The 25,224-nt window shown below is 59.7% G+C and carries 27 protein-coding genes and 2 tRNA genes; 11 read left to right on the top strand and 18 right to left on the bottom strand.

All coding sequences use genetic code 11. The features are described 5' to 3' along the window. The 7 genes from D8779_RS09240 to D8779_RS09270 all read right to left on the bottom strand — a co-directional run bounded on the left by D8779_RS09240 (position 1) and on the right by D8779_RS09270 (position 4,134). Positions 1-465 (bottom strand): hypothetical protein, encoded by a 465-nt coding sequence (locus D8779_RS09240; RefSeq protein WP_136664116.1) that lies wholly within the window; start codon positions 463-465, stop codon positions 1-3. After that, on the bottom strand, positions 456-665 hold the full coding sequence (locus D8779_RS09245) for a tail protein X (protein ID WP_136664117.1): 210 nt from the start codon (positions 663-665) through the stop codon (positions 456-458). Before D8779_RS09245 ends, D8779_RS09240 begins: the two co-directional genes overlap by 10 nt. Then, the gene (locus D8779_RS09250) at positions 665-1,129 is read right to left on the bottom strand and encodes a head completion/stabilization protein (RefSeq protein ID WP_136664118.1); all 465 of its coding nucleotides are present in this window, start codon (positions 1,127-1,129) and stop codon (positions 665-667) included. The genes D8779_RS09245 and D8779_RS09250 overlap by 1 nt, the downstream gene beginning before the upstream one ends. Beyond that, a complete protein-coding gene (locus D8779_RS20550; RefSeq protein ID WP_167492548.1) occupies positions 1,126-1,413 on the bottom strand; it encodes a hypothetical protein in 288 nt (95 codons plus the stop codon). The genes D8779_RS09250 and D8779_RS20550 overlap by 4 nt, the downstream gene beginning before the upstream one ends. A gap of 99 nt (positions 1,414-1,512) precedes the next feature. Beyond that, complete coding sequence (gpM, locus tag D8779_RS09260; protein ID WP_136664120.1) at positions 1,513-2,232, bottom strand: phage terminase small subunit; 720 nt, start codon at positions 2,230-2,232, stop codon at positions 1,513-1,515. Positions 2,233-2,235: 3 nt separating this feature from the next. Next, on the bottom strand, positions 2,236-3,243 hold the full coding sequence (locus tag D8779_RS09265; protein ID WP_136664121.1) for a phage major capsid protein, P2 family: 1,008 nt from the start codon (positions 3,241-3,243) through the stop codon (positions 2,236-2,238). Positions 3,244-3,273: 30 nt separating this feature from the next. Next, the gene (locus tag D8779_RS09270) at positions 3,274-4,134 is read right to left on the bottom strand and encodes a GPO family capsid scaffolding protein (protein WP_136664122.1); all 861 of its coding nucleotides are present in this window, start codon (positions 4,132-4,134) and stop codon (positions 3,274-3,276) included. 155 nt (positions 4,135-4,289) lie between these two features. Here D8779_RS09270 and D8779_RS09275 point away from each other — a divergent pair, with 155 nt between their 5' ends. From D8779_RS09275 to D8779_RS09285, 3 genes are all read left to right on the top strand, one after another. After that, positions 4,290-6,047: a terminase ATPase subunit family protein gene (locus D8779_RS09275; RefSeq protein WP_136664123.1), complete on the top strand. Its 1,758-nt coding sequence runs from the start codon at positions 4,290-4,292 to the stop codon at positions 6,045-6,047. Next, a complete protein-coding gene (locus D8779_RS09280) occupies positions 6,048-7,100 on the top strand; it encodes a phage portal protein (RefSeq protein ID WP_136664124.1) in 1,053 nt (350 codons plus the stop codon). It abuts the gene before it with no gap. Between the two features lie 157 nt (positions 7,101-7,257). Then, a complete protein-coding gene (locus D8779_RS09285) occupies positions 7,258-8,019 on the top strand; it encodes a DNA adenine methylase (RefSeq protein ID WP_136664125.1) in 762 nt (253 codons plus the stop codon). Positions 8,020-8,765: 746 nt separating this feature from the next. On the opposite strand, the gene D8779_RS09290 is transcribed toward D8779_RS09285, so the two are convergent. From D8779_RS09290 to D8779_RS09335, 10 genes are all read right to left on the bottom strand, one after another. After that, positions 8,766-8,841, bottom strand: a tRNA-Thr gene (locus D8779_RS09290). A 292-nt stretch (positions 8,842-9,133) separates the two neighbouring features. Next, positions 9,134-10,363, bottom strand: a complete 1,230-nt coding sequence (locus D8779_RS09295) for a methyltransferase (protein WP_136664126.1) — start codon at positions 10,361-10,363, stop codon at positions 9,134-9,136. 35 nt (positions 10,364-10,398) lie between these two features. Continuing rightward, positions 10,399-11,169: an ABC transporter permease gene (locus tag D8779_RS09300; RefSeq protein WP_136664127.1), complete on the bottom strand. Its 771-nt coding sequence runs from the start codon at positions 11,167-11,169 to the stop codon at positions 10,399-10,401. Then, positions 11,166-11,861 carry an ABC transporter permease gene (locus D8779_RS09305; protein WP_136664128.1) on the bottom strand — a complete coding sequence of 232 codons (696 nt, stop codon included), beginning with the start codon at positions 11,859-11,861 and terminating at the stop codon, positions 11,166-11,168. The genes D8779_RS09300 and D8779_RS09305 overlap by 4 nt, the downstream gene beginning before the upstream one ends. Positions 11,862-11,911: 50 nt before the next feature. Then, a complete protein-coding gene (locus tag D8779_RS09310) occupies positions 11,912-12,664 on the bottom strand; it encodes an ABC transporter substrate-binding protein (RefSeq protein WP_136664129.1) in 753 nt (250 codons plus the stop codon). A 19-nt stretch (positions 12,665-12,683) separates the two neighbouring features. Then, entirely contained in the window at positions 12,684-13,457 is a 774-nt protein-coding gene (locus D8779_RS09315) for an ABC transporter ATP-binding protein (protein ID WP_136664130.1), read from the bottom strand. Positions 13,458-13,721: 264 nt separating this feature from the next. Continuing rightward, a tRNA-Phe gene (locus D8779_RS09320) sits at positions 13,722-13,797 on the bottom strand. A gap of 345 nt (positions 13,798-14,142) precedes the next feature. Continuing rightward, entirely contained in the window at positions 14,143-14,415 is a 273-nt protein-coding gene (locus D8779_RS09325; RefSeq protein ID WP_136664131.1) for an oxidative damage protection protein, read from the bottom strand. Then, positions 14,412-15,485, bottom strand: coding sequence for an A/G-specific adenine glycosylase (gene mutY, locus D8779_RS09330; protein WP_136664132.1), 1,074 nt, complete (start codon positions 15,483-15,485; stop codon positions 14,412-14,414). Before mutY ends, D8779_RS09325 begins: the two co-directional genes overlap by 4 nt. Then, a complete protein-coding gene (locus D8779_RS09335) occupies positions 15,482-17,716 on the bottom strand; it encodes an AsmA family protein (protein ID WP_136664133.1) in 2,235 nt (744 codons plus the stop codon). Before D8779_RS09335 ends, mutY begins: the two co-directional genes overlap by 4 nt. A 314-nt stretch (positions 17,717-18,030) precedes the next feature. On the opposite strand from D8779_RS09335, the gene hisB reads away from it, so the two are divergent. The 8 genes from hisB (at position 18,031) to D8779_RS09375 (ending at position 23,838) form a co-directional block, all read left to right on the top strand. After that, positions 18,031-18,624, top strand: a complete 594-nt coding sequence (gene hisB / locus D8779_RS09340) for an imidazoleglycerol-phosphate dehydratase HisB (protein WP_136664474.1) — start codon at positions 18,031-18,033, stop codon at positions 18,622-18,624. Further along, positions 18,625-19,263, top strand: a complete 639-nt coding sequence (hisH, locus tag D8779_RS09345) for an imidazole glycerol phosphate synthase subunit HisH (RefSeq protein WP_136664134.1) — start codon at positions 18,625-18,627, stop codon at positions 19,261-19,263. Continuing rightward, positions 19,264-19,524 (top strand): DUF2164 domain-containing protein, encoded by a 261-nt coding sequence (locus tag D8779_RS09350; RefSeq protein ID WP_136664135.1) that lies wholly within the window; start codon positions 19,264-19,266, stop codon positions 19,522-19,524. 36 nt (positions 19,525-19,560) lie between these two features. After that, a complete protein-coding gene (hisA, locus tag D8779_RS09355) occupies positions 19,561-20,298 on the top strand; it encodes a 1-(5-phosphoribosyl)-5-[(5-phosphoribosylamino)methylideneamino]imidazole-4-carboxamide isomerase (RefSeq protein ID WP_136664136.1) in 738 nt (245 codons plus the stop codon). Positions 20,299-20,411: 113 nt separating this feature from the next. Further along, on the top strand, positions 20,412-21,182 hold the full coding sequence (gene hisF / locus D8779_RS09360) for an imidazole glycerol phosphate synthase subunit HisF (protein WP_136664137.1): 771 nt from the start codon (positions 20,412-20,414) through the stop codon (positions 21,180-21,182). Between the two features lie 172 nt (positions 21,183-21,354). After that, positions 21,355-22,092 carry a substrate-binding periplasmic protein gene (locus tag D8779_RS09365; RefSeq protein ID WP_136664138.1) on the top strand — a complete coding sequence of 246 codons (738 nt, stop codon included), beginning with the start codon at positions 21,355-21,357 and terminating at the stop codon, positions 22,090-22,092. Positions 22,093-22,190: 98 nt separating this feature from the next. After that, positions 22,191-22,946 carry a substrate-binding periplasmic protein gene (locus D8779_RS09370; RefSeq protein ID WP_136664139.1) on the top strand — a complete coding sequence of 252 codons (756 nt, stop codon included), beginning with the start codon at positions 22,191-22,193 and terminating at the stop codon, positions 22,944-22,946. Positions 22,947-23,082: 136 nt separating this feature from the next. Next, positions 23,083-23,838 (top strand): substrate-binding periplasmic protein, encoded by a 756-nt coding sequence (locus D8779_RS09375; protein WP_136664140.1) that lies wholly within the window; start codon positions 23,083-23,085, stop codon positions 23,836-23,838. An 84-nt stretch (positions 23,839-23,922) separates the two neighbouring features. Here the strand turns inward: D8779_RS09375 and D8779_RS09380 are convergent, their stop codons facing one another. Next, positions 23,923-25,224: a S41 family peptidase gene (locus D8779_RS09380; RefSeq protein ID WP_136664141.1), complete on the bottom strand. Its 1,302-nt coding sequence runs from the start codon at positions 25,222-25,224 to the stop codon at positions 23,923-23,925.

Genomic DNA, 25,224 nt, shown 5'->3' on the forward strand with positions numbered 1-25,224 from the left:
TTAGCCCTCTTTTAATGAGTGGCCTAGCTGGACAAAGGGCAGGCGGTTAATGCGTTGCGCCACTTCGCCGAGTAACACGGGGTTGAACCGCTGGGCGCTGGTATTGAAAGCGAGGCCGGCGGCGCAGAACTCGCTGCAGAACATACGGCGGCGGCTGTGTAGGCCGATGGGCAGGAGCTGGCTGAGGAAGATGCCGAGCCAGTCGTAGCCTTTGCCGTAGTGGCGGTCGTATACGGATTCGATCAGTCGGGCGTTGGCCCATGGCAGCGGTATTAAGTCCCAGTGCTCAAGGTTTAACTCGATGCGCTTGGTGCGCACGCCGCCGTCCATGGCTGAGGCGGACAGCCAACGGCCATCGGGCATGACCAGCTCGCAGTGGCTGTATTTGGACCGCGTCCACAGGCGGATGAGGCGGTTAAACAGCTTGCCTTTGCCTTTGTAGAGGGCGAGGTAGATCAGTCCCATAAATTCACCACTTGGCGTTGTACGGCCTGGGCAGCGGCCTGGGGCATGTTGAGGAGGGTGCCGTTGGGCAATACGGGGCCTAAATCGGCCAGCCCTGGGTTGGCATCGAGCACTTGCTCGACCACGCCGGCGGTGCGGCCGTAGTAGCGCCAGCAGATGGCGTCGACTGTGTCGCCCTGGAGCGCGCGGACGCTGGCCATCAGAGCGACTCCACTGTGGCGTGGCTGATGCCGAGGATGGTGCGCAGGGCTTTGCGGGCGTCGCGGCGCAGTTGGTCGGGGCTGCTTTCTTCTTCGCTGGCCTTTTGCTCGCCACTGTTGGTGGCGTCGAAGCCCTGGTAGCGCTCGATCAGTTCGGCGGTGGCGGTGCAGTAGATGACGCGGCGGTAGAGGTGCAGCAGGGTGCTTTCGTCTTTGATGCTGGTGGCGGGCACGTCGACCAAGGTGGCGTGGCCTTCTGCCTCGCGGGCCGTTCGGTAGCCGGCAAGCTCGCGGTTGGCTTCGATCATGGCGTTGACGGTGGCCACTTCCAGGCGGGCGTCGGTGACGGCGGCGGTGAGGCGCATGGCGGCGCGTAGATGGGCGCCGTCCAGATCAGGCCAAAACCCGCCTTGGGTAATGGGGTGTTCTGCGCTGGTGGTACCGCTTGCGATGAATCCGCTCATGGGTGCAGCTCGCATTTGGCAACTGCTAGGCGGATTTCAGCGCGGGTGAATGTGCCGCAATGCTCACGGCACAGGGCGTCCATGAGTTGCTGGGCGTTACGGCTTATAAGGGCATGTTCGTGCGACGTTCCGGGCATAACCCAGCCATGGCGGATTGGGCCAGTGCATACGGTGCGGTCGTAGGCTTCGGATTCCTGCACATAGCGCTCGGCAACGCTGCGCAGCTGCTGGTCACGCTCGCTGGGCTGGAAGGTGCATTGATATAACGCATGGAATTCGTTCATGGCTTTGCCCTAGGTCGGCGGTGGTCGGGGCGTCACAGGACGGGAAGGAGTTGCCCGTTTGATCTGCCCCGAGCCGCCGGGGTGCGTGGGAACGCTCGGTTAGCTGGCCGGTGGTGTTGCGGGCTCAGCGTGTTTTTTGAGGAGGCGGTCGACGCGCTCCAGATCCTTTTTGCCGCCGCAGTTGCTGTGCAGGTCGATGGCGCGAGACAGGTGCACTTGGGCAGCTTTGAGGTTGATCGGGTCCAGCTCCTGGGATGTTTCTGCATCCACCAGCAGGCCATAGGCTTTGCCGATTGCCAGGTGCAGCTTGGCGCGGGCTTGGTCGGGCATGTCTTGCTCAGCGGTGATGCGGGCGGCTTCTTCCAGAATTGCCAGCGGGAAGCTGTCGCCAGCCTTTTGCGCTTTGAGGGCGGCCTCGGCGATTTCCTCAGCGATGAGGGTGCCGGTGGTGCGCTCGAAACGGTCGGGCATTTTCAGGTTGTGCTGGATGACGTACTCGGCAATGGCCAACGCGCCGGGGTAGTCGGCGGCGTCGATGCGCCAGAGCATGAGGGTGGTGAGCACTTCGTCCTGGGCGCCGTTGCCGGCAGCCAGTACGCCTTGCACGTAGGGTTCGTATTCAGGCAGCAGCAGGGCCTTGAGCTCTGCCTTGCCCTGGTTGGACTGCACCTGTTTGAGGCGCGCCCGGTGCTGTGCCAGCTGCGCCAGTTGCAGCTCGTAGCTGTTGGCGCCGGCCATGTTGGCGGCCGGCGCGGTGGCGGCGGCCTCCTTGGCTGCGCGGATGCGCAGCTGGGTGCGTTGGGCAAGGGTGAGAGCCATGGTTTATACCCGCTCGATGTTTTCAACCAGGGCAACGAGGCCGAGGTCTTCGATGACGTAGGCGTCGTTGGACGACTGGTAGTCGGCGACACGGTCGAACTCGGGTTCGTCCTTCATGTGGCGGCGACGGGCGCTTTCCTGCCAGTAGATGGACAGGTTGCTCAGGGTGGTGATGAGCACGCCGCCATCGATGAAGAACGGGGCGTCTTCGATCTTCAAGCCGCCTAGGCGGCCCTTGGTGAGGATCTCTTCGGCGGCGTTTTCTTCCTGGTTGGATGCAGCGCCTTTTTCTACGGCGGCCAGTTGTTTTTCGTGCAGCAGGGCACGGTCAACGATGACGACCAGGTCGTTGCGCTTGCGGTGCCATGGGTCCATCAGCTGAACAGCATCGAAGACCAGGCCGTCGAGGGTTTTGTAGTCGCCGGTTGCGCCTACGGTGACTTTGCCCGCTACTGCGCCCTCGGTGATGACGCGATCTGGTGCATTGGTGCGGATCTTCTGCAGCCAGCCGATGTTGACGTCTTCCAGCACCTGGTTGGTGGCGCGGTCGGTTGCAGCTGCGGCGCTGGTGCCGTTAAAGCCGATCATGATGCGGTCAAGGCCTTGGCGCACGGCGATGGCAGTGGCCAAACGCACCTGGAAGTCTGGAAACTTGGCCCAAGCATCGAGCTGAACGTAGGGCAGCGCGGTGTCGAAGTCGGTTTTTTTGCAGCTGTAGGCGTCTTTGGCCAGGGCCAACACGTTTGCCGGGTTGCGACGGTTGCCGCCGGCGGTGTTGGTGCGGCTAGCGGTTGGGCCGTTGACGCCCAGGCCGATGGCTTCGCCTTCCTGGTCGTTGACCGGGATCATGTTGATGCGCTTGAGGAAGCTGTCCGATTCTTGGATGGCCGTTTCCAGCTTCTGCTGTACGGACGGGGTGACGTTAAAGCTCTCGGTGGCACTTGGCACACCGTTGAGTTTGGCGACGTGCGCCAGCAGGCCGTTGTAGACGACGCGAGTTTCGTTACGCATGGGTGTTTCTCCGGGTATTGAGCGGGTGGGTTAGAAGGTGGACAGCTGGGCACCATCGCCGCCGGTGGCGAGCGGGCGCGGATGCTGGCTGTGGTCTTCGGTTTCACCCAGACGCTTGACCAGGGCGGAAAATTCGCCGGCCAGTTTTTCGTGGGCTGTGTTCAGGGCGTCGAGCTTGGTTTGCCCGGCGGTGAAGGCTTCGCCCTGCTCCTTGGCGTGCGAGGCGAGGGCCTCGACAGCGTCAGTCAGCTCGGAGAAATGGGCGTCGTCCTTGACTGGTACTTCCTTGCTCTTGCCGATGGCGTCCATCACGCGATTGAACAGGCCAATGACCTTGTTATCGCTCTCGATGACTTCGTCGAATTCGAGTTCCGCTTCGAGGGCCTCGGTAAACATCGAGGTCGCGGAGTAGTGGCGATCTTTGAATGGGCTTGAGTCTGGTTTCTGTGCCGAGAAAGCGAGCACGTCGGTACCTAGGCTGGCGGGGGAGTCGGTGACCGCCAAGCCGACGATGTAGGCCTGGCCGCTGTCGGCGAAGCTGTCGTCGATTTCAATCGAGGTGTAGATCTTCTGCTTCGCCTTATTCATGGCGATCAGGTCGTCAGTTGGCTCGATTTGGGCGAACAGGGCCAGTTTCTTCTGGCCCGCGATATCTACTTCTTCCGTCTTGACGGCAGTGATGTCGCCATACGCCTTGAATGGGCTATCCGGCAGGATGCTGCGGAAGTGTTCCAGCCATACGCGGGCACCGTAGGTGTTCTGGTTGAAGTTTTTGGCGGCTTGCTCCAGCCAGGAACGCTCAATTTTGCGTTTGTCGGTGGTCGCGCCTTCTACGGCTACGCGGAACCACTTGGATTTGTACTTTTTGCTGGCTGGGTTGGTGGCGGCCATTGGTGCTGTCCTCGTTGCGGTGGCGGCGTACTGCCGTTGCGTTGAGGGCATGGTCGGCACCGCGCGCATGTGCGGCAACGCGGCGGTGTTGTTGGGGCGCGCCTGACAATGCGGGGGGCGGGTAGGGTTCGCGCGCGCACGACAGCATGTGCGCCATGAATGCCATCGTTGAGATACCCACCGACCACCGCCGCCATGCCAAGCATTTGTACTGGCAGGGCTTTCGCGTGTGCGAGATCGCCGAGCTGGTGGGCGAGAAGGAAAAGACCCTGCACAGCTGGAAGGCCCGCGACGATTGGGACCGGGCCACGCCGCTGGAGCGTATCCAGGCGGCGACCGAGGCCCGGCTGGTGCAGCTGCTGCTGAAAGATCCGAAGACCGGCACGGACTTCAAGGAGATCGATCTGCTGGGCCGCCAGTTGGAGCGCCAGGCGCGAATCGCGCGCTACCAGGACGGCGGTACCGAAAGCGACCTTAACCCGGAGCTGGCCAAGCGCAACGCTGGGGAGAAGCGTAAACCGAAGCGCAACGAAATTGCAGAGGAGCACATCGAGAAGCTGACCGAGGCGTTTCTAGATGGCTGCTTTGATTATCAAAAAGACTGGTACCGGGCGGGCAATCAGCGCACGCGGGCCATCCTGAAAAGCCGCCAGATTGGTGCCACGTATTACTTCGCCCGCGAGGCGTTGATCGATGCGCTGACGACGGGGCGTAATCAGATTTTCTTGAGTGCGTCGAAGAATCAGGCGCATATCTTCAAGGCCTATATCCAGGCATTCGCCCGCGAAGTGGTCGATATCGATCTAACGGGCGACCCGATCATTTTGCCGAACGGTGCTGAGCTGCATTTCCTGGGCACCAACGCGCGTACCGCGCAGGGCTACCACGGCAACTTTTACTTCGACGAGTTCTTCTGGACGTTCAAGTTTAACGAGCTGAACAAGGTGGCCAGCGGCATGGCCATGCAGAAGCAATACCGGCGCACGTATTTCAGCACGCCCAGTTCGATGGCCCATGAGGCCTACACCTTCTGGACGGGTGAGCGCTTCAACAAGGGCAAGCCGACCGCCAAGCACATCACGCTGGATGTGAGCCACGACGCGCTGCAACAGGGGCGGTTGTGCGAGGACCGGCTATGGCGGCAAATCGTCACCATCATGGATGCCGAGGCCGGCGGCTGTGACCTGTTCGATATCGAGGAGCTGCGGCTGGAGTACGCGGCCGAGGCCTTCCAAAACCTGCTGATGTGCGAGTTCGTCGACGATGGGGCGAGCATCTTCCCGCTGAACATGCTGCAGCCGTGCATGGTGGATAGCTGGGTTGAGTGGGCCGAGGACTACAAGCCATTTGCGGCGCGGCCGTTTGCTGATCGGGCGGTTTGGGTGGGCTATGACCCTGCTGAAACGGGCGATTCTGCGGGCTTGATTGTGGTGGCACCGCCCATGGTGCCGGGCGGCAAGTTCCGCGTGCTGGAGCGCCATCAGTTCCGGGGCATGGATTACGAGGCCCAGGCCGAAACAATCCGCCAGGTGACCATGCGCTATTGGGTGACGTACATCGGCATCGATGTGACCGGCATGGGCAGCGGCGTGGCGCAGCTGGTTAAGCAGTTTTTTCCCGGGTTGAAGACCTTCAGCTATTCGCCCGAGGTGAAGACGCGCCTGGTGCTCAAAGCGTGGTCGGTGATCAGCAACGTGCGCTTGGAATTCGACGCGAGCTGGACCGACTTGGCGTCGTCGCTGATGGCTATCCGCAAAACCGTCACCGCCAGCGGTCGGCAATTCACCTACACCGCCGGACGCACCGACAACACGGGCCACGCCGATCTGGCCTGGGCCTTATTTCATGCACTGCACAACGAGCCACTCGAAGGCCAAACGGCTGCGAATACGGCCATCATGGAGATCTACTAGATGAGCAAGCGCCGCAATCACGGCCAACAACTGGCCAACCAAACGCTGCCCATCGAGGGCGAGGTAGTTAGCGCACCCGCTGGCAGGGCTGAGGCCTTTACCTTCGGCGACCCGATGCCGGTGCTGGATGGCCGCGAGATCCTCGATTACCTGGAGTGCTGGAGCAACGGCCGCTGGTTTGAGCCGCCTATCTCGATGGATGGCTTGGCGAAGGCGACCAAGGCCAGCGTGTATTTGCAGAGTGGCCTGACCTTCAAGCGCAACATGCTGGAGCGGCATTTTATCCCACACAAGCTGCTGGGCCGCGCGGCGTTCGGCCAAATTGCCCTGGACTGGGTGACCTTTGGCCAGGCTTACGTTGAGCGGCGCGATAACGTGATGGGCCAGCCGCTGGCCCTGGTGCCGTGTTTGGCCAAGTACATGCGCCGGGGCGTGGATCTGGAGACGTTCTACCAAGTGCGCGGCTGGAAGGATGAGCACGAATTCAAGAAGGGCAGCATCTGCCACCTGCGCGAGGCCGATATCAACCAGGAAGTGTACGGCCTTCCGGAATGGCTGGCGGCGCTGCAGAGCGCGTTGCTCAATGAGAGCGCCACGCTGTTCCGCCGTAAGTATTACAACAACGGCAGCCACGCCGGTTTCATCATGTACATGACCGACGCGGCGCAGAATGAAGACTTTGTCGACGACCTGCGCACGGCGATGAAGAACAGCAAGGGCCCCGGCAATTTCCGCAACCTGTTCATGTACGCACCAGGTGGGAAAAAGGACGGCATCCAGCTGCTGCCGATCAGCGAAGTGGCAGCCAAAGACGACTTTGCCGCGATCAAGAACATCAGCCGCGACGATCTGCTGGCCGCGCAGCGCATCCCACCGCAACTGCTGGGCATCGTCCCGCAAAACGCGGGCGGCTTCGGCAGCCTGCGCGAGGCCTCAGAGGTGTGGGCGATGAATGAACTGGAACCGATGCAAGCCCGCCTGGCCCAGCTGAATGACTGGGTGGGGGAGGAGGTGGTGCAGTTCCGACCCTTCGAACTGCCCGCCAAGGGGTGAAAGCCCCGCGCAGTAAACGAGGCGACGAGCCGGTGCGTCAACACCAGCTCGACGTCGAAACACTCGAGCACGCCGAGTGATCCAACCAAGGCCTCGCCCCACTGCGCAGGGGGTGCGGAGCCTAAGCGAATCCAATAGCCGAAAACAAGGATCACTTATGTCTACACCGATTTTCCCGTGGATGGGCGGCAAGCGCCGCATGGCCAAACACATCCTTCCTGAGTTCCCCGACCATGAGTGCTACGTCGAGCCGTTTTGTGGTGGCGCGGCGCTTTTCTTCATGAAAGAGCCCAGCCGGGTTGAGGTGATCAACGACTTCGATGGTGAGGTGGTGAATCTGTACCGGGTGGTTGCCCATCACCTGGAGGAGCTGGTGCGCCATTTTAAATGGTCACTGGTTAGCCGGGTGATGTTCGACTGGGCCAATATGCAGATCCCGGTCACGTTGACTGATATCCAGCGGGCGGCGCGGTTCTTCTACCTGCAGCAGTCTTGCTTTGGGGCCAAGCCGACCGGGCGCACCTTCGGTACCGCCACTACGTCACCGCCCAAGCTGAACCTGCTGCGGATCGAGGAGAAACTCAGCGAGGCGCACCTGCGGTTGGCGCGTACAACCATCGAGCACCTGGACTGGAAAGAGTGCATCCGGCGCTATGACCGCGACCACACGCTGTTCTACCTAGACCCGCCTTATTGGGAGACAGCCGGTTATGCACCTGGTGCGTTCAACTTTGACCAGTACCAAGCCATGGCTGAGCTAGCCGGTTCGATCAAGGGCAGGATGGTTATCTCGATCAACGATCACCCGCAAATCCGCGAGGTGTTCGCCGGGCTTCGCCTCAAGGAGGTGCCGCTGCGGCACACGGTTGGAGGGCAGGGCGGTAAGCAGGCCAACGAGCTGATCTACTTCAACTGGTAGTCAACAGCACCTACAAGGAAGCCGCCCTCGGGCGGTTTTTTTGTGGCCGCTCGCCTTGCACGGCAGTAATGCCCCCGCATGGTGCGCAACAGCCACGGGGGAGGCCATCAGCACCCGGCGCGCGCAGTCTTCCCCACTCCACGCCTGCGGGCTAAAGGGGGCTATTTTTCTTCACCCCTGCATGTCTACAAGCGCCTTGCAGGAATTGGGCTGCGCCGGACTGGCTGTGGGGCTGTTTTCCCTGCGAATCCCTGCACTGGATAGGTGTATGCGAGGTGGCGCTGGATAGTTCCTGCTTGCGGTAAAGGGGGGGCTTTGCAGAAAGAGTAATTTCAGTGATCTAAGCGTGGGGGTGAGCTGGAGGCCGCGTGGCTTGGGGCTCTAGGTATTACAAATGGGAGTAACAAAGGAGTAATTGAAAAGGTAATTTTTCTGTAAACCGTTGATTTATAAGGCTTTTTAGGTTTGCAAATATCACCTTTTAAAAGAGTAATCAGGTTACTTCAATATTACTTAAAGATTACTCCTGCCCCTTTCGGAAAACTCCTACTGCATCAATGGCTTGCGGAACTCTGGCGGTCAAGATTACTGAAATTACTCTTTTTTAAGACCCCCCCTATACCTTGGGGCTGCTGCCTTGCGTGTGAGGCGCGCATGCGTGTGCGCATGTTTAGGTCTTGTTACGTGCGTTGTTACGTGTCGCGGACAAAACAAAGGCCTGCATCGCTGCAAGCCTTTGATTTATATGGTGCCGGCACCAAGAGTCGAACTCGGGACCTACTGATTACAAGTCAGTTGCTCTACCAGCTGAGCTATACCGGCATTTGTGGGGCGCATTATATCGATTCATTTGCCGGAGTAAAGTGGTCTGAGCATAGATATATGCAGGTCTTGTTATCAGCACTGAAATGCTTATGCACATACGCAGTGCATCTGGCACGAACGTGCGCAAGCTTTGTGCGCTGGTTCTCTGTATTTCTTAAGTGCATGTTTTTGCTGAATATATTTCCAGTACAAAAAATATGCGACGAGCAAGAAGCCTGCTAGGACGGGCTTTTGCGGGCGCTGCTCAGATTCTGTCAACAGAGTTATCCACAGATATTGTGGATACTACCTACGGTCTTTCGGCGAGTAACAGTAAATTTCGCGGACTCTGCTGGTAGGAGCAGAAGCTGCCGAGGCGCACCCGAAAGCCTTGTTCCTGTAGGAATAAAGCACGGTCGAGCAGTAGCCACAGCTCCAATGGGCGGCGGAATAGATTGCGTAGTAGCTCCAGGTTGCGCACTTGGGCCAGTCGCAGCCAGCCGTTTTGTTCCAACTGATCCCAGTCTTGCTCTGTGGGTGGCGGTAGGTTTTTAAGCGCCGCGAGGTCTTTGCAATAGTCAGCAAAGGATTTATCCAGCCAACGCGGTGGTAGCGAAGGGGTTGGCAGGTAATCGTCGCTGCCGCGCAGTTGCCGTTGCAGCAGGTCAAAGGCCAGGCGTCTGGCCATCGACTGATCGCGTTGGCGTCGTACCCGTGCGCCGGCCGTGACGGTTTCGCTAAGCGGCAGGCCGAGGTCGTCGAGGGACAGTTGCAGTGCGGAGACCTGCGCGGTTTGTGACAGCGCCTGGTAGTGCGGCGTGCTGATGCGGTTGTAGCAGCAAGGAGCCACTGCCAGTTGCTGGCAGCCCGTCGCGCTGGCGAGCTGCATGAGGCGCACATGTAGATCGCCGCAGGCATGCAGGGCCACGGGGGTGTGCTGTGCGTGCAGCTGGGTGGTGGCGTCGGCCGCCAATACATCTTGTTCAATATGCTGCGCGGCAATGCCGAGTTTATGGCTAAGCAGTTGTCCGCTGTTAACCAACTTGGGGTCGTGCTCCAGGCAAGTCAGCGTGCCGCCGCTGTGTGCGAGTCGGCGGCCGAGGTGGCCTTTGCCGGCGCACCAATCCAGCCAATGCTGGGGTGTTTGAGTAAAGGTTAGGCTGCGGGCGAAAGCATCAATCTGCTGCCATTTGCGGCCTGGCACATCAACATTGAAGCGTGCGGGCAATACGGCCGCGGGCTGCTGTGGCAGTGCGCCGACCTGGCTCAAAAGCTGGGCTTGATCGGCCAGTTGCGCAAAGGGCGCGGGGGCAGCAAGCCGATGCGGTTGATTGTGTGCCTGTTCAGCGTGCTCCAGGCTTTGCGCGCGTAGCCAGTCAGCCAGCTCGGGGTGATCGGCTTCCCACGGGAGGCTCGGGTAATGCACGAAAGGCCGTGGTTGCCACAGCGGCTGATGCTCAATAAGAAAGTTATCGAGCGCAGTAAAGCGTTGCAGCAAATCAGCGCCACTGAGCGGTTGTGCGGATAAGGCGGCTGGCATGGAGTTTGTTGCCTGAGGGTTTGGCCCTCAGGCAATCAGCGGCCCTGGCAGGCGTCGACGCGCAGCCAGCGTTCCAGCAGCTTGAAGGCGCGAACCAGCAGGAAAGCGATCAGCAGGTAGAACATCCCGGCAGCAAAGAAAATCTCCACCGGCAAGTAGGTGCGGGCAATGATGGTGCGGGCCATGCCGGTCAGTTCCAGCAAGGTCACGGTGCTGGCCAGGGCGCTGGCCTTGAGCATCAGAATCACTTCGTTGCTATAGGCGGGGAGGCCGATGCGCGCGGCGCGCGGCAGGATGATGTAGAACATGGTTTGTGCCCGCGACATGCCCAGCGCACGGGCTGCTTCCACTTCGCCAGGCGGCACGGCCTGAATGGCGCCGCGTAGGATCTCGGCGATATAGGCGGCGGTGTGCAGGGTCATGGTCAGGATCGCGCACCAGTACGGGTCGCGCAGGTATTGCCACAGTGGTCCATTGCGCACAGCATCGAACTGCGCCAGGCCGTAGTAGATCAAAAACAGTTGCACCAGCAGTGGTGTGCCGCGGAAGAAGAAAATGTAGCTATAGGGCACTGCCCGCACATACCAGTGCCGGGATGAGCGCGCGATGCCCATCGGAATGGCCAGGATCAGGCCTGCGACAACGGCAATACCGACCAGCTCCAGGGTTAGGAGCGCGCCCTTGGTCAGGCGCGGCAGCCATTTGATGATCACGTCCCAGTTGAGGGCGGTTAGGCCTTCCCAGAGTGCGTAAGCTGCGAGCGCGACGACAATCGACCACGCCACAATTTCAGCGATTTTCCTCATGAGGTGCTCCTGACAAAGCCACGGCTGGAGCGTTTTTCCAGGAAGTGCATGCCAATCATCGCCAGGACTGTGAGGCCCAGGTAGATAAAGGCCGCTACCAGGAAGAAGGTGAAGGGCTCCTTGCTGGAGGTCACGGCAATTTGTGAACGGCGCATGATTTCTTCCAGGCCGATGACCGAGACCAGGGCGGTGTCCTTCATCAGGATCATAAACAGGTTGCCCAGGCCGGGCAGGGCGATGCGCCACATCTGCGGCAGGATCAATCGCCAGAAAATCCGTGGGCGGGACATGCCGAGGGCTTGGCCGGCTTCGCGGTGGCCTTTGGGGATGGCCAGGATCGCGCCACGAAACACCTCGGTGGCGTAGGCGCCGAAACAGATCCCGAGGGCGATAGTGCCGGCGGCGAAGGCGGTTAGCTCAAGGCTTTCAATGCCGAGCAGGTCTGCCAGGTTGCGCATCAGTTGCACGGTGCCGAAATAGATCAGCAACACCCAGAGCAGCTCGGGAATACCGCGCACGATGGTCGAATAGGTACCGCCAAGCCATTGCAATGGCTTGTACGGGGAAGTCTTGGCGAGAGCGCCGAGCAAGCCGAGCACCAGACCCAGGCACAGCGCGCTTAGCGCCAGCTTGATGGTCATCAGGGTGCCAGCAGCCAGGGCCGGGCCGAATCCGTAGAGGTCGAAGTTCATAAGGGCTCAGAAGCCTGCGCCGCCCGAGCGGGCGACGCAGAGCCAGCAGCTTAGTAGATGCTGAAGGGGAAGTACTTGTCGTTGATTTTCTTGTAGGTGCCGTCAGCCACGATCTCGGCCAGTGCAGTGTTCAGCTTGTCGCGCAGGGCATCACCCTTGCGTACGGCAATGCCAATCTTGTCGTTGTCGAATACCGGGTCGCCTTTGAATTCAAAGCTCTTGCCGGCATCGCTCTTCAGCCATTCCCAGTTAACGAAGGTGTCAGCCAGTACGCCATCGAGGCGGCCCGAGGACAGGTCGAGGTAGGCGTTTTCCTGGGTGTCATACAGCTTGATATCGACCACGCCGCCCAGGTTATCTTCCAACCAGGTGCCCGCGATGGTGGCGCGTTGAGCGCCGATGACCTTGCCTTTCAGGCTGGCTTTATCCGTTTTGAAATCGCCGCCTTTAGGGGCGATAAACTGCAGCTTGTTGGTGTAGTACGGCTCGGTGAAATCTACCGCTACTTTGCGCTCGTCGGTGATCGACATGGAGGCAATCAGGAAGTCGAATTTCTTCGCGTTCAGGGCCGGGATAATGCCGTCCCAGTCCGAAGTAACCACTTCGCACTCGGCCTTCATCTTGGCGCACAGGGCCTGGCCAATCTCCACGTCAAATCCGCCGACCTGGCCGCTGGCGTCGATCAGATTGAACGGCGGGTAAGCGCCTTCGGTACCCAGTTTCAGTTTGTCAGCAGCGACGGCGCTGGTGCCGAATGCCAGAGTGGCGGCAGCGGCCAGCAGGATTTTCTTGTAGTTCTGCATGCGTAGTTGCTCCGTGTGTTTAATGGTTGCTGGACATGAATTGTTTGCAGCGCGCCGAGTTAGGGTTGTCGAATACTTGCTCTGGAGAGCCTTGCTCTTCAACTAAGCCCTGATGCAGAAACACCACCTCGCTGGAAACTTGACGGGCAAAGCCCATTTCATGAGTCACCAGCAGCATAGTGCGACCTTCTTCGGCGAGTGCGCGGATCACATTAAGCACTTCTTGTACCATTTCCGGGTCGAGAGCCGAAGTGGGCTCATCGAACAGGATGACTTTCGGCTGCATGGCCAGGGTGCGGGCAATCGCTGCGCGCTGCTGCTGGCCGCCGGATAACTGGTTCGGATAAACATGGCGCTTGTCGGCGATACCGACCTTGGCCAGCAGCGCCTCAGCCACCTCGATGGCTTCGGCCTTGCTCTGCCCCAATACGCGGCGCGGCGCCTCGATGATGTTGTCGAGCACGCTCATGTGCGGCCACAGATTGAAATTCTGGAAGACAAAACCGATCTCGCTGCGCAGGCGATTGATCTGGCGACTGTCGGCGGCGACCAGGTCGCCATTCTTTGCGGCCTTGAGCTTAAGCTCTTCACCCGAGAGGATGATTTGCCCCTTGTGCGGGTTTTCCAGCAGGTTGATGCAGCGCAGAAAGGTCGACTTGCCGGAGCCGGAAGAGCCGAGAATGGAAATCACATCGCCATCGTGAGCGGTGAGGGAGATGCCCTTGAGCACCTCAAGGTCGCCGTAGCGTTTATGCAGGTCGCGAATTTCCAGTGCGGGCGTGGCCTCGGCCATGGGGGGTCCTCTTATTGTTCGATTGCGCTCAGGCGTTGCGTGGCCTTCCTGGCGAGGCGTCAAGCTAGCATAGCGTTTCGCCAGCCGCCAAGCCGTTTGCCAGCCATAGCTGCAGCTGGGCGCGCAGGTGTCGCCTAGCTGCAGCTGGCTGTCGCGCGAGCACAAATTTCTGTGCTGGTTGGGAATGCATGAGTAGCTGCATGGCAAATCACAGGCAACAAAAAACCCCAAGGAGGTTTATTTCGCTTGGGGTTCTTTGATATTTGGTGCCCGGGGACGGAATCGAACCGCCGACACGGGGATTTTCAATCCCCTGCTCTACCGACTGAGCTACCCGGGCTAACGGGGCGCTATTAGACGGATTTGAGGGGTAGGTGTCAAGCGTGAGTTTGAAAATATTTAATTAATACGGGCGGTTAGGTTCGAGTGTCGGGAAAAGGCCGGCGGCGTTGGGTAGTCCAGATGCAATCCGGAGAGGGATTAGCCGTGTAGGGTGGATAACGCTTTGCTTATCCGCCATCGCGGTGTGGTGGATGGGTAAGGCGTCATCCACCCTACGGTTTGGATGCAGTCCGTGGAGCGATTCGTAGGAGCGGCGGGAACGCCCTGTCCCATGGCCGCGAATAGGCTGTGCCCGGCAAAGTTATCGCGGGCATGGCCCGCTCCTACAAAGGCGACGCTGCTGTTACTCGCTCGGCGGCACGTAGCCGTCGGCTTGGGCGTATTCCTCGCCGGAGAGGAATTTGTCCATCTCGGCCTGGAGGAATTTACGGTCTTCGGCGTTCATCATGTTCAGGCGACGTTCGTTGATCAGCAGTGTCTGGTGCTTCTGCCATTCGTCCCAGGCTTGCTTGGAGACGTTGGTGTAGATGTCCTCACCTTTGGCGCCCGGATACGGCGGGCGGTCCAGGCCGGGGAGTTCCTGCTTGTGTTTGCGGCACTGTACGGTGCGGGTCATGGCGTTTCTCCAGTATTTGCTGCAAGTGCATCGGCCGCGCGTTTCAGTAGTTTCTTTACTGGGGCGGCAAGGCCCAGGCGCGGCGGGGTGGCGAGGTTATACCAGAGCCAGTCGGCCTCGGCCACGCTGGCCGGGGCGGCAGAGACCTGGATTAACCAGGGCTCGATTGCCAGTTGGAAATGGCTGAAGGTATGGGTTAGTTCGGCTTGCGCCTGACGCGTGCCTAAGTGCAAGCCGTGGCGGCTGGCGAGGTTGTCGAGGCCTTGCAGGTCGTCCAGCTCCGGCAGGCTCCATAGGCCGCCCCAGAGGCCGCTGGAGGGGCGGCGGTAGAGCAGCACCTCACCCGCGTGGTTGGCGAGGATCGGCATTAGCGTGCGCTTCTGCGGCAGTGCCTTGCGCGGTTTTGGGATCGGATAGCGGATCTCCAGGCCGAGCAGGTGTGCTTGGCAGCCATTCTTGAGCGGGCAGAGCAGGCAGCTGGGTTTACTGCGGGTACAGAGGGTGGCGCCGAGGTCCATCATCGCTTGGGTGTAGTTATTCACCCGCTCATGCGGGGTGAAACGTTCAGCCACGTCCCACAATTGTTTGGCCACCTTCGGCTCGCCGGGGTAACCCTCCTGGGCCACGTAGCGCGCCAGTACACGTTTGACGTTGCCGTCGAGGATTGGTGCGCGCAGGCCCATGCTCAGGCTGGCGATGGCGCCAGCGGTGGAGCGGCCGATGCCCGGCAGTTCGGTGAGTTGCTCGGCGTCGCGGGGAAATTCGCCAGCGTGTTCGCGCACAACGATCTGTGCGGTTTTTTGCAGGTTGCGCGCTCGGGTGTAGTAACCGAGGCCCGTCCACAGGTGCAGCACTTCGTCTTCCGGTGCTGCGGCCAGGTCATTGACCGTGGGCAGGGCGGCCATAAAGCGGTCGAAGTAGCCGAGCACGGTGCTGACCTGGGTTTGCTGCAGCATGATTTCCGAGACCCACACCCGATAAGGCGTGATGCCCTGTTGCCAGGGCAGGTCTTTGCGGCCGTGGCTGTCGTACCAATTCAGTACGGCGCCTGAGAACTGCTCGGGGTTCATCGATTGAACAGGCCCTTGAGCGCGTCTTTCAGTTCGGGGCTGACTTTGTCGCCGAGCTTCTCCTCTATTTTGTCGCTGAGCTTATTGCCGGCTAGCTTGGCGGCGACCTTGCTCAGGCCGTCCTGATCCAGGCGACAGGCCTTGCCACCCATTTCCAGCGGGCCGCGGCAGCGCACTGGCCACTCGATGCCGACATAGCGTTCGTTGACCTGGCAAGCGGGGTCGGGCATTTCGCCTTGATCACCGGTAATGGTGATGCCGGCGCGGTAGTCGAGGCCGAGGATGCGCAGGTCGACGTCGCCCTTGCCGCTGACCGACAGGCCTGGGATGCGCGCCATGAGGTCGGGGTTGTGGGCCACGCCGTTACGCACGCTCAGGCTGCCTTGCAGTGTTTCGAAGGGCGTGTCCTTGTTGCGCGGGTCGCTGCTCAGGGCTTTGCGGTTGAGGGTGGCGATGCCGCGGCACAGTTGTTGTTCCAGGTTGGCGTCAACCAGCACGCCGTCATTGAGCAGGAAACTGGCGTCGCCATTCAGGCTTTCGATCCAGGCGCGCTGGCTGTTCCCGCGGGTGCTCATGTTGGCGTTGAGGTCGATCAGGCCTTTGACCGGCGAAGGTTGCTCGGGCTTTTTCAGGAAGGGTTCGATCTGAATGCCGCGCAGGTTCTTCTGCACGCTGAGTAACGGTACGGCTGGGCGCACATCGATGCTGGCTTTGGCGTCGAAGCTGCCTGAGCCGATAGCGCCGCGAGCGTCCTGCAAGGTCAGCAGGCCGCCTTTGCTTTGGGCTTTGGCGCTGAATTTACTGATCACCTGTTGTTGCACGGTGAGCTGGTCGAGGTCGAGGGCCAGTTGGGCATCTAGCTTGCGCAGTGTCTCGATGGGCAGTACTTCGCTGCTGCTCCAGGCCTGCTGGGTCGGGGCGTCGGGCAGCGGCGTGCTACCGCTTTGTCCGGCGCTGGCGACGCTGGCCTTGACCTCGGCCTTGCGTGCGGCGCCGGCATCCTTGTCGTCCTTGGATGGCGCTGGCAGGTAGCGATCGAGGTTCAGCTGGTCGCCCTTGAGCTGCACACGCAGGGCTTGCTTGGCGAAATCGGCAATCGCCAACTGACCGCTGAAATGGCTGTCATCGAGGGTCAGGTTGAGGTCTTCGAGGACCAGGCTGTTATCGGTGCCGCTGAGTCGGGTGACCAGTTCGAATTGGCTAAGGGTCTTCTCGTCATTCATCGGCGGCAGTTTTTGCCCAATGGTGGCGAGGAACTCACGCAAATTGAGCGGGGCGATGGACAGGCCGCCGCTGAGTTTGGGTTGGCTGTCGAGGTCGCGTACTTTTAACTCGCCGAGGGCGCGCAGCTGATTGGCGGACAGCTTCAGGCCGTTCCATTCGGCGACCTGGGCGGCCAGGTCGACCAGCAGTTGGCCCTGGGCCGAATAGGTCAGGGTCTGGCCATCGAAGGGTTCACCAGACACTTCGCCGGAAAACTTGGCGTCTTCCAACTGATAGCGTTTGAGGGCGCGGTCGAAGCGCAGCTCGCCCTGCAGTTCACTGCGGGCGCGCAGTACGGGTTTGTTGAGGCCGAAGAAAGCGCTGAGCTTGACCGGAATAGCTGCGCCTTCGCGGATAGCGCCGGTGGTCAGTTGGATACTTTCGGCGCTGAATTGCTGACCTTTTTGCGCGTCGTGGTAGTCGATGCGCGCGCTGTTGACGATCAGGCTGTCGATATCCAGTTTTAGCGGTTGGCTGCTTTCGTTTGGCTCAGCGGCTGGGCTGGCGGCGGGTGCAGCGCTTCCCGTAGCCGCAGGAGTGTCGTTTGCAGCGGTTACGCCACTGGCGGGTTTGCCGACATCTTCCCAGTTGCTGCGGCCCTTCTCGTCACGCTGCAGATTGAGGTTAAGGCCGTCAATACGGATGTCGCTCATCTGCACTTCTTTGCGCAGCAGTGGCAGCACGCGCACTGACAGGCCGAGCAGGCGCAGGTCAGCAAAGGGTTGGTCTGGGGTGCTGAGGCTGGCGAGTGTGGCGTCGGTCAGCTCCAGGCCGAGCCAGGGAAACAGGCTCCAGCCAATATCGCCCTTGAGGGTCAGTTCAAGGTTGGCCTTGTCGCGGGCTAACTGGCGGATTTCGTCTTTGTAATCATTGGGATCGAACAGGTGGGTGAGGGCAAAGCCCAGCGCCACGATGATCAGCAAGAGCCCGAGAAAAAACAGGCCGAAGATTTTGCCGAGCGCTTTCATGTGCGAATCCTTGTTTCAAAACTTGAAGTGAAGAGCTGCAATTAAGCCCGCGAGTATAGCGCCGTCAACAGGCGGTAAGCGCTGGCATGGTCATTTGCTTGCCGTTCGGCACGCTTACGTGCGCGTGCTACAGCTGTGTTAGACGGCTTGCGGCAGAGCTTGGAGCGGTCGGTGAGTGCCTGGTTCCGCGCGCCGAGGTGTTTTTCAGCGGCTGCGTTGGCATTTGTCCGTAGCCGATCAGCGCCGGTAGCCGCCCAGGTGGATGCCCGCCTATAATGCCAGCCTTTTTCCGTGGGCAATTTCTGGAGCTGGTGATGGCCGAACGTACGGCATCCGTCGAGCGCAATACCCTGGAGACCCAGATCAAGGTCTCGATCAACCTGGATGGAACGGGCAAAGCCAAGTTCGATATTGGCGTGCCGTTCCTTGAGCACATGCTTGATCAGATTGCCCGTCATGGCCTGATCGACCTGGATATCCAGTGCAAGGGCGACCTGCATATCGACGACCACCACACCGTGGAAGACGTTGGTATCACCCTCGGTCAGGCCTTCACCAAGGCCATCGGTGACAAGAAGGGCATGACCCGTTATGGCCATTCCTACGTGCCGTTGGACGAAGCGCTGTCGCGCGTGGTGATCGACTTCTCCGGTCGTCCTGGCCTACAGATGCACGTGCCGTTCACCCGTGCAGTGGTTGGCGGCTTCGATGTGGATCTGTTCCAGGAGTTCTTCCAGGGCTTCGTCAATCACGCCCTGATCAGCCTGCACATCGACAACTTGCGCGGCACCAACACCCATCACCAGATCGAAACGGTGTTCAAAGCCTTCGGCCGCGCCCTGCGCATGGCGGTTGAGCTGGATCCGCGTATGGCTGGGCAAATGCCGTCGACCAAGGGCTGTCTGTAAATGCAGACGGTTGCAGTAATCGATTACGGCATGGGCAACCTGCACTCGGTGGCCAAGGCGCTTGAGCACGTGGGTGCTGGCCGGGTGCTGGTGACCAGCGATGCTCAAGTGATCCGTGAAGCGGATCGTGTGGTGTTCCCCGGTGTTGGCGCGATTCGCGATTGCATGGCCGAGATCAAGCGCTTGGGTTTCGATACGCTGGTGCGTGAAGTCAGCGCGGATCGGCCGTTTCTCGGCATCTGCGTCGGTATGCAGGCGTTGCTGGAGCACAGCGAAGAGAACGATGGCGTCGATTGCATCGGTCTGTTCCCGGGCAAAGTACGCTTCTTCGGCAAGGACATGGTCGAAGACGGCGAGCCGCTGAAGGTGCCGCACATGGGCTGGAACGAAGTGCAGCAGAGCGTGGCACACCCGCTGTGGCACAACATCGCAGACCAAGCGCGCTTCTACTTCGTGCACAGCTACTACATCGAGGCAGGCAAACCGCAGCAGGTGGTGGGCCGTGGCCATTACGGTAAAGACTTTGCCGCTGCACTGGCCGATGGTTCGCGCTTTGCCGTGCAGTTTCACCCCGAGAAAAGCCATACCCATGGCCTGCAATTACTGCAGAACTTCGCCGCCTGGGATGGTCGCTGGTAAATGAGCCGGGCCAAAACCAAGCCGCCGATCATGACCTTGAGTGCCGAGCAGGAGCGTGAAGCCTGTTTGGCGATCAAGCGCTTTATGTCTGAGCGTTTTGAGTTGGAGTTGGGCAGTTTTGAGGCCGCCGAAGTGCTGGAGTTGTTTGCTCGTGAGGTGGCGCCACACTATTACAACCGGGCGATTTTCGATGTGCAGACTCACCTGAAAGAACGGTTCGAGAGCATCGAAAGTGACCTTTGGGCGCTCGAAAAGAGCTGACCTACCGAATTTACAAGACTTGAGCAGGTTCAACCGATGCTGATTATCCCCGCTATCGATCTGAAAGACGGCGCTTGCGTGCGTCTGCGCCAGGGCCGCATGGAAGACTCCACGGTATTTTCCGATGACCCGGTGAGCATGGCCGCCAAGTGGGTTGAGGGCGGCTGCCGCCGTCTGCACCTGGTCGATCTCAACGGTGCTTTCGAAGGTCAGCCGGTCAATGGTGAAGTGGTGACTGCTATCGCCAAGCGTTACCCGAAACTGCCGATTCAAATCGGCGGTGGCATCCGCACCCTGGAGACCATCGAGCACTACGTGCGCGCAGGCGTTAGCTACGTGATCATCGGCACCAAGGCGGTGAAAGACCCGCAGTTCGTCACCGATGCGTGCAAGGCCTTCCCGGGCAAGGTGATTGTCGGTCTGGACGCCAAAGACGGTTTTGTCGCCACCGACGGCTGGGCTGAAGTGTCCACCGTGCAGGCCACCGATCTGGCCAAGCGTTTCGAGGCGGACGGCGTTAGCGCCATCGTTTATACCGACATCGCTAAAGACGGCATGATGCAGGGCTGCAACGTCGAAGCTACAGCGGCGTTGGCGGCGGCCAGTCGCATTCCGGTGATTGCTTCGGGCGGTATTCACAACCTCAGTGATATCGAGAAGCTGCTGCTGGCCCGCTCGCCAGGCATCATCGGCGCCATCACCGGTCGGGCCATTTACGAAGGCACCCTGGATGTGGCTGAGGCGCAGGCTTTCTGCGACGCCTTCAAGGGCTGAGTCGGGCGTAGGGTGGGTTAGCCGTCGGCGTAACCCACCATTGTTTATTCGGGTATGACGGCTGCGGTGGGTTACGCCGCTGCGCGTCTAACCCACCCTACGAGAGCATTGTTATGGCACTGGCTAAACGCATCATCCCCTGCCTCGACGTCGACAACGGTCGCGTGGTCAAGGGCGTGCAGTTCGAGAATATCCGCGACGCCGGTGACCCGGTGGAAATCGCCCGTCGTTACGATGAACAGGGCGCCGACGAGATTACCTTTCTCGATATCACCGCCAGCGTCGACGGCCGCGACACCACTCTGCATACCGTGGAGCGCATGGCCAGCCAGGTGTTTATCCCGCTGACGGTGGGTGGCGGCGTGCGTAGCGTGCAAGACATCCGCAATCTGCTCAATGCCGGTGCCGATAAAGTCTCGATCAATACCGCGGCGGTGTTCACCCCTGAGTTCGTTGGCGAAGCCGCCTCGCGCTTTGGCTCGCAGTGCATCGTGGTGGCCATCGACGCCAAGCGCGTGTCCAAACCGGGCGAAACCCCGCGCTGGGAAATCTTCACCCACGGCGGGCGCAAGCCGACTGGCTTGGATGCAGTGTTGTGGGCGAAGAAGATGGAAGACCTCGGCGCCGGTGAGATCCTGCTGACCAGCATGGATCAGGATGGTGTGAAGAGCGGCTATGACCTGGGCGTCACCCGCGCGATCAGCGAGATGGTCGGTATTCCGGTGATTGCCTCTGGCGGCGTCGGTAATCTTGAGCATTTGGCGGCAGGTATCATCGAAGGCAAGGCGTCTGCCGTGCTGGCAGCCAGTATCTTCCACTTCGGCGAATACACAGTGCCGGAAGCCAAGGCCTATATGGCCAGTCGCGGTATCGTCGTTCGTTAAAGTACCTCGGCCGGCAGTCCTGCTGGCCGCTGCTGCGGGCGAGTCGACAGCAGTATGTCGATCAGTCCGCTAAAATCAAAAAGTCTGCGCCTGGTGCCGCTGGCTAATGCCATTGGCCTGTTTTTAGGCTGCTCTATTCTTATATATGGTCTTGTCCATAAACGGAGTTCTTATGTCCGCAATTCGGTTATTCGTCGCGCTATGGCTTTCGGTTGCTGCCGGTGTCGTGCATGCGGAGCCGCTGGTTCTACTTACTGAGAACCTGCCGCCGTTTAGCATGGCGGCCAATGGAGGCAACTTTGCCAAGGATGCCGATGTGCAGGGCATCAGCACTGACACAATGCGCGAGCTGTGCAGCAAGGCGCAGCTTGAGTGTCAGTTGATCTTGCGCTTCCCTTGGGACCGTCTGTACAAGCAGACGCTTGAAAGCAAGGGCTACGGGCTGTTCTCCACCATCCGCACGCCAGAGCGCGAGTCGCTGTTCAAGTGGGTTGGGCCAATTGCTGTCAGCGATTGGGTCTTAATGGCTAAGGCCGATAGCTCGATTACGCTCAATAGCCTGGACCAGGCCAGCGCTTATCGTATTGGCGGTTATCGCAATGATGCCATTTCGCAGTTCCTCATCGATCGCGGTGTTACGGTGCAAACCAGCCTGCAGGACAAAGAAAACCTCAACAAGCTGGAAAAGGATGTGATCGATCTCTGGGCTACGGATGAGGTCGGTGGACGCTATATGGCCAAGCAATCGCCGTTAGGTGCGCTCAAGGTGGTGCATCGCTTTAATAGCGCCGACCTGTATCTGGCGCTGAATATAGAAACCCCTGATGAAGTGGTGCAGAAGTTGCAGAAAGCCTTGGACCAGATGCGGGCTCAAGGTGAGCTAAACGCTATTAAAGATGGCTATCTGTAATAGCGGCGAGTCCACTCTAGGCCTGAACCCAAGGCTGGGCTAACGCTGCAGTGCTGGGTATGCTTGCATGCTCAGCCCAACTATAGATGTGAGACGTCATGTTCAAACAACTGCTAGTCGCCCTTGCCGGCACTGTTATGGTGCTTGCAGGCAGTGCCAGGGCCGAAGTCGACCCTAGTTATCGCATGGTCCTTCTGACTGAAAATTTCCCGCCTTACAACATGGCGATCAACGGCAAGAACTTCGCCCAAGAAGACAATATTGATGGCATTGCTGTGGATATTATCCGCGAGATGTTCAAGCGCGCTGGCATCCAATACAACATGACCCTGCGCTTCCCTTGGGACCGCATTTACAAGCTGGCGCTGGAAAAACCAGGTTATGGTGTGTTCGTTACGGCGCGTTTGCCGGAGCGTGAGACGTTGTTCAAGTGGGTCGGCCCGATTGGCCCGGATGACTGGGTGCTGCTCGGCAAGGCCGATAGCACGATCACCCTGAACAGCCTGGATGACGCCAAGCAGTTCAAGGTAGGCGCCTACAAGGGTGATGCAATCGCTCAGCACTTGGTGGAGAAAGGCCTGGAGCCGCTTACGGCTTTGCGCGATTCGGAAAATGCCAAAAAGCTGATGGCAGGGCAGATTGACCTGTGGGCTACTGGTGACCCTGCTGGCCGTTACCTGGCCAAGCAAGAAGGTATTTCAGGCCTGAAGACCATTCTGCGATTTGACAGCGCAGAGTTGTTTTTAGCGCTTAACAAAGAAGTGCCCGACGAGGTTGTCCAGAAGCTGCAAGGCGAGTTGGACAAGATGCGCAGTGAAGGCTTTGTCGATGACATCTTGAATAACTACCTGTAATACGAAAACCAGCGAGTTGGTCACACGCCAGCTCGCGACCATGGATGGTTGACGCCAAGCACCATACGTCGCCGGGCACCCGCCCGAGCAGGGATGCCGCTAGCCATAATCACAATTCATGCGAGCGGAATGACCTATGTTGAAGACCTTGAAAGCCGGCCTGTTGTTTGGGCTTTTCCTGAGCGCCTGTGCTGCCCGTGCAGAGCTGCCAGCCGATTACAAAGTGGTATTGCTGACCGAGAATTTCCCGCCCTTCAATATGGCGGTGGATGATAAGAACTTTGCCCGTGATGACGGTATCGACGGTATCAGTGCCGAGATCGTTCGTGCGATGTTCAAGCGTGCCGGCATCAATTACACCCTGACCTTGCGCTTTCCCTGGGATCGCCTCTATCGCCTGACCTTGGACAAGGCCAACTACGGCCTGTTTTCCACCACCTTCACCGCTGAGCGCCAGCCGCTGTTCAAATGGGTAGGGCCGTTGGCGAAGACGGGCTGGGTATTGTTGGCCGCGCCAGGCAACAACATCACTGTTGCCAACCTCAAAGACGCTGCGCAGTACCAGATTGGTGCCTACAAGAACGACGCCGTCAGCCAGCATCTGGAAACCCAGGGGCTGAGTCCGGTCAATGCGCTGCGCGATCAGGAAAACATCAAAAAGCTGCTCAGCGGTAAGATCGACCTGTGGGCGACCACCGACCCGGTCGGGCGTTACCTGGCCAAGCAGGAAGGGGTGAGTGGTTTGAATACGGCATTGCGCTTCAACGAAGCCGAGCTGTACCTGGCGCTCAACAAAGACACGCCGGATGAGGTGGTGCAGCGCTTGCAGAAAGCCTTGGACGAGCTGCGTGCCGAAGGCTTTATCGACGAGATGACCAACAACTACCTGTAGCCATCGCCGTTATTAAAAAACCCGACCGTGAGTGATCAAGGTCGGGTTTTTTGTGGGTGCTTGTTACATCTTCTCTTTAGACCTTCAGTCGCCGCGGGTGACGCTTAGGCCTTTGAGTAGGTTGAGTGCCTGGCTCAGCTGGTAATCATCGTCCTGTGGACGTGCCGGGGTGCTGGTCTTGCCTTTGCTTGGTTTGTCTGCCCCACCATTGCCGTTGCCCAGGTGCCCTTGCAGGTCGGCTTCCTTGATGCCGCTTTCATCACGCTCGCGGGTTAGTTTGGCGCGCGTTACCTCAATGTCCGGCACGATGCCCTGGGCTTGGATCGAGCGGCCGTTAGGGGTGAAGTAGAGTGCGGTGGTGAGTTTCAGGGCGCGGTCATTGTTCAGCGGCAGCACGGTCTGTACTGAGCCCTTGCCGAAGCTGTCAGTGCCCATGAGTACGCCACGTTTGTGGTCCTGCAGGGCGCCGGCAACGATTTCCGAAGCCGAGGCGCTGCCGCCGTTGATCAGCACCACCAGTGGTACGCCCTCACTGGCATCCGCCGGGTCGGCGTTGAAGCGCAATTCGGAGTTAGCGATACGGCCTTCGGTGTAGACGATGAGGCCTTTCTTGAGGAAGTGATCGGTGACCTCTACGGCAGCCTGCAGTACGCCGCCCGGGTTGTTGCGCAGGTCGAGAACCAAGCCGCGCAGTTTCTTGCCATTGTCTTTACGCAGCTTAGCCAGCGCTTTACCGACCTCTTCACCGCTGTTGACCTGGAACTGGGTGATGCGCACATAGCCGTAGCCATCATCAAGCAGCTGGCTCTTCACACTTTTGACTTTGATTACGGCGCGCGTGAGTTCCACGTCGAAGGGCTTGCTGCCCTCGCGCACCAGCGTGAGTTCGATACCTGTGCCGGCTTTACCGCGCATTTTCTCGACCGCTTCCATCAGCGAAAGGCCTTTGGTCGGCTGGCCGTTAATCTTCACAATCAGGTCGCCGGGCTGGATGCCGGCAGCAGACGCTGGGGTGTCGTCGATCGGTGATACCACCTTGAGAAAACCGTCTTCGCTGCCGAGCTCAATGCCCAGGCCACCGAACTCGCCGCTGGTGCTCTCTTGCAAGTCACGGAAGGCTTCCGGCTCTAGGTAGGCCGAGTGCGGATCAAGGTTGCTGAGCATGCCCTTGATCGCATTTTCCAGCAGGGTCTTGTCGCTGACCGGCTCGACATAAGCGGATTTGATGCGGTCCATGACCTCGGCAAAGGTACGCAGCTCGTCCAGCGGCAATGGTGCACTGTCATTGACCGTAGCCGGGGCCGTTGCCTGCGCGGCGTGGAGAGAGGTGCTGCCCAACAGAGCAACAGCCAGGGCGAGGGTGGTGAGGCGCATCAGGTGAGGCAT

This window comes from Pseudomonas leptonychotis (genome assembly GCF_004920405.1).
GTDB lineage: Bacteria > Pseudomonadota > Gammaproteobacteria > Pseudomonadales > Pseudomonadaceae > Aquipseudomonas > Aquipseudomonas leptonychotis.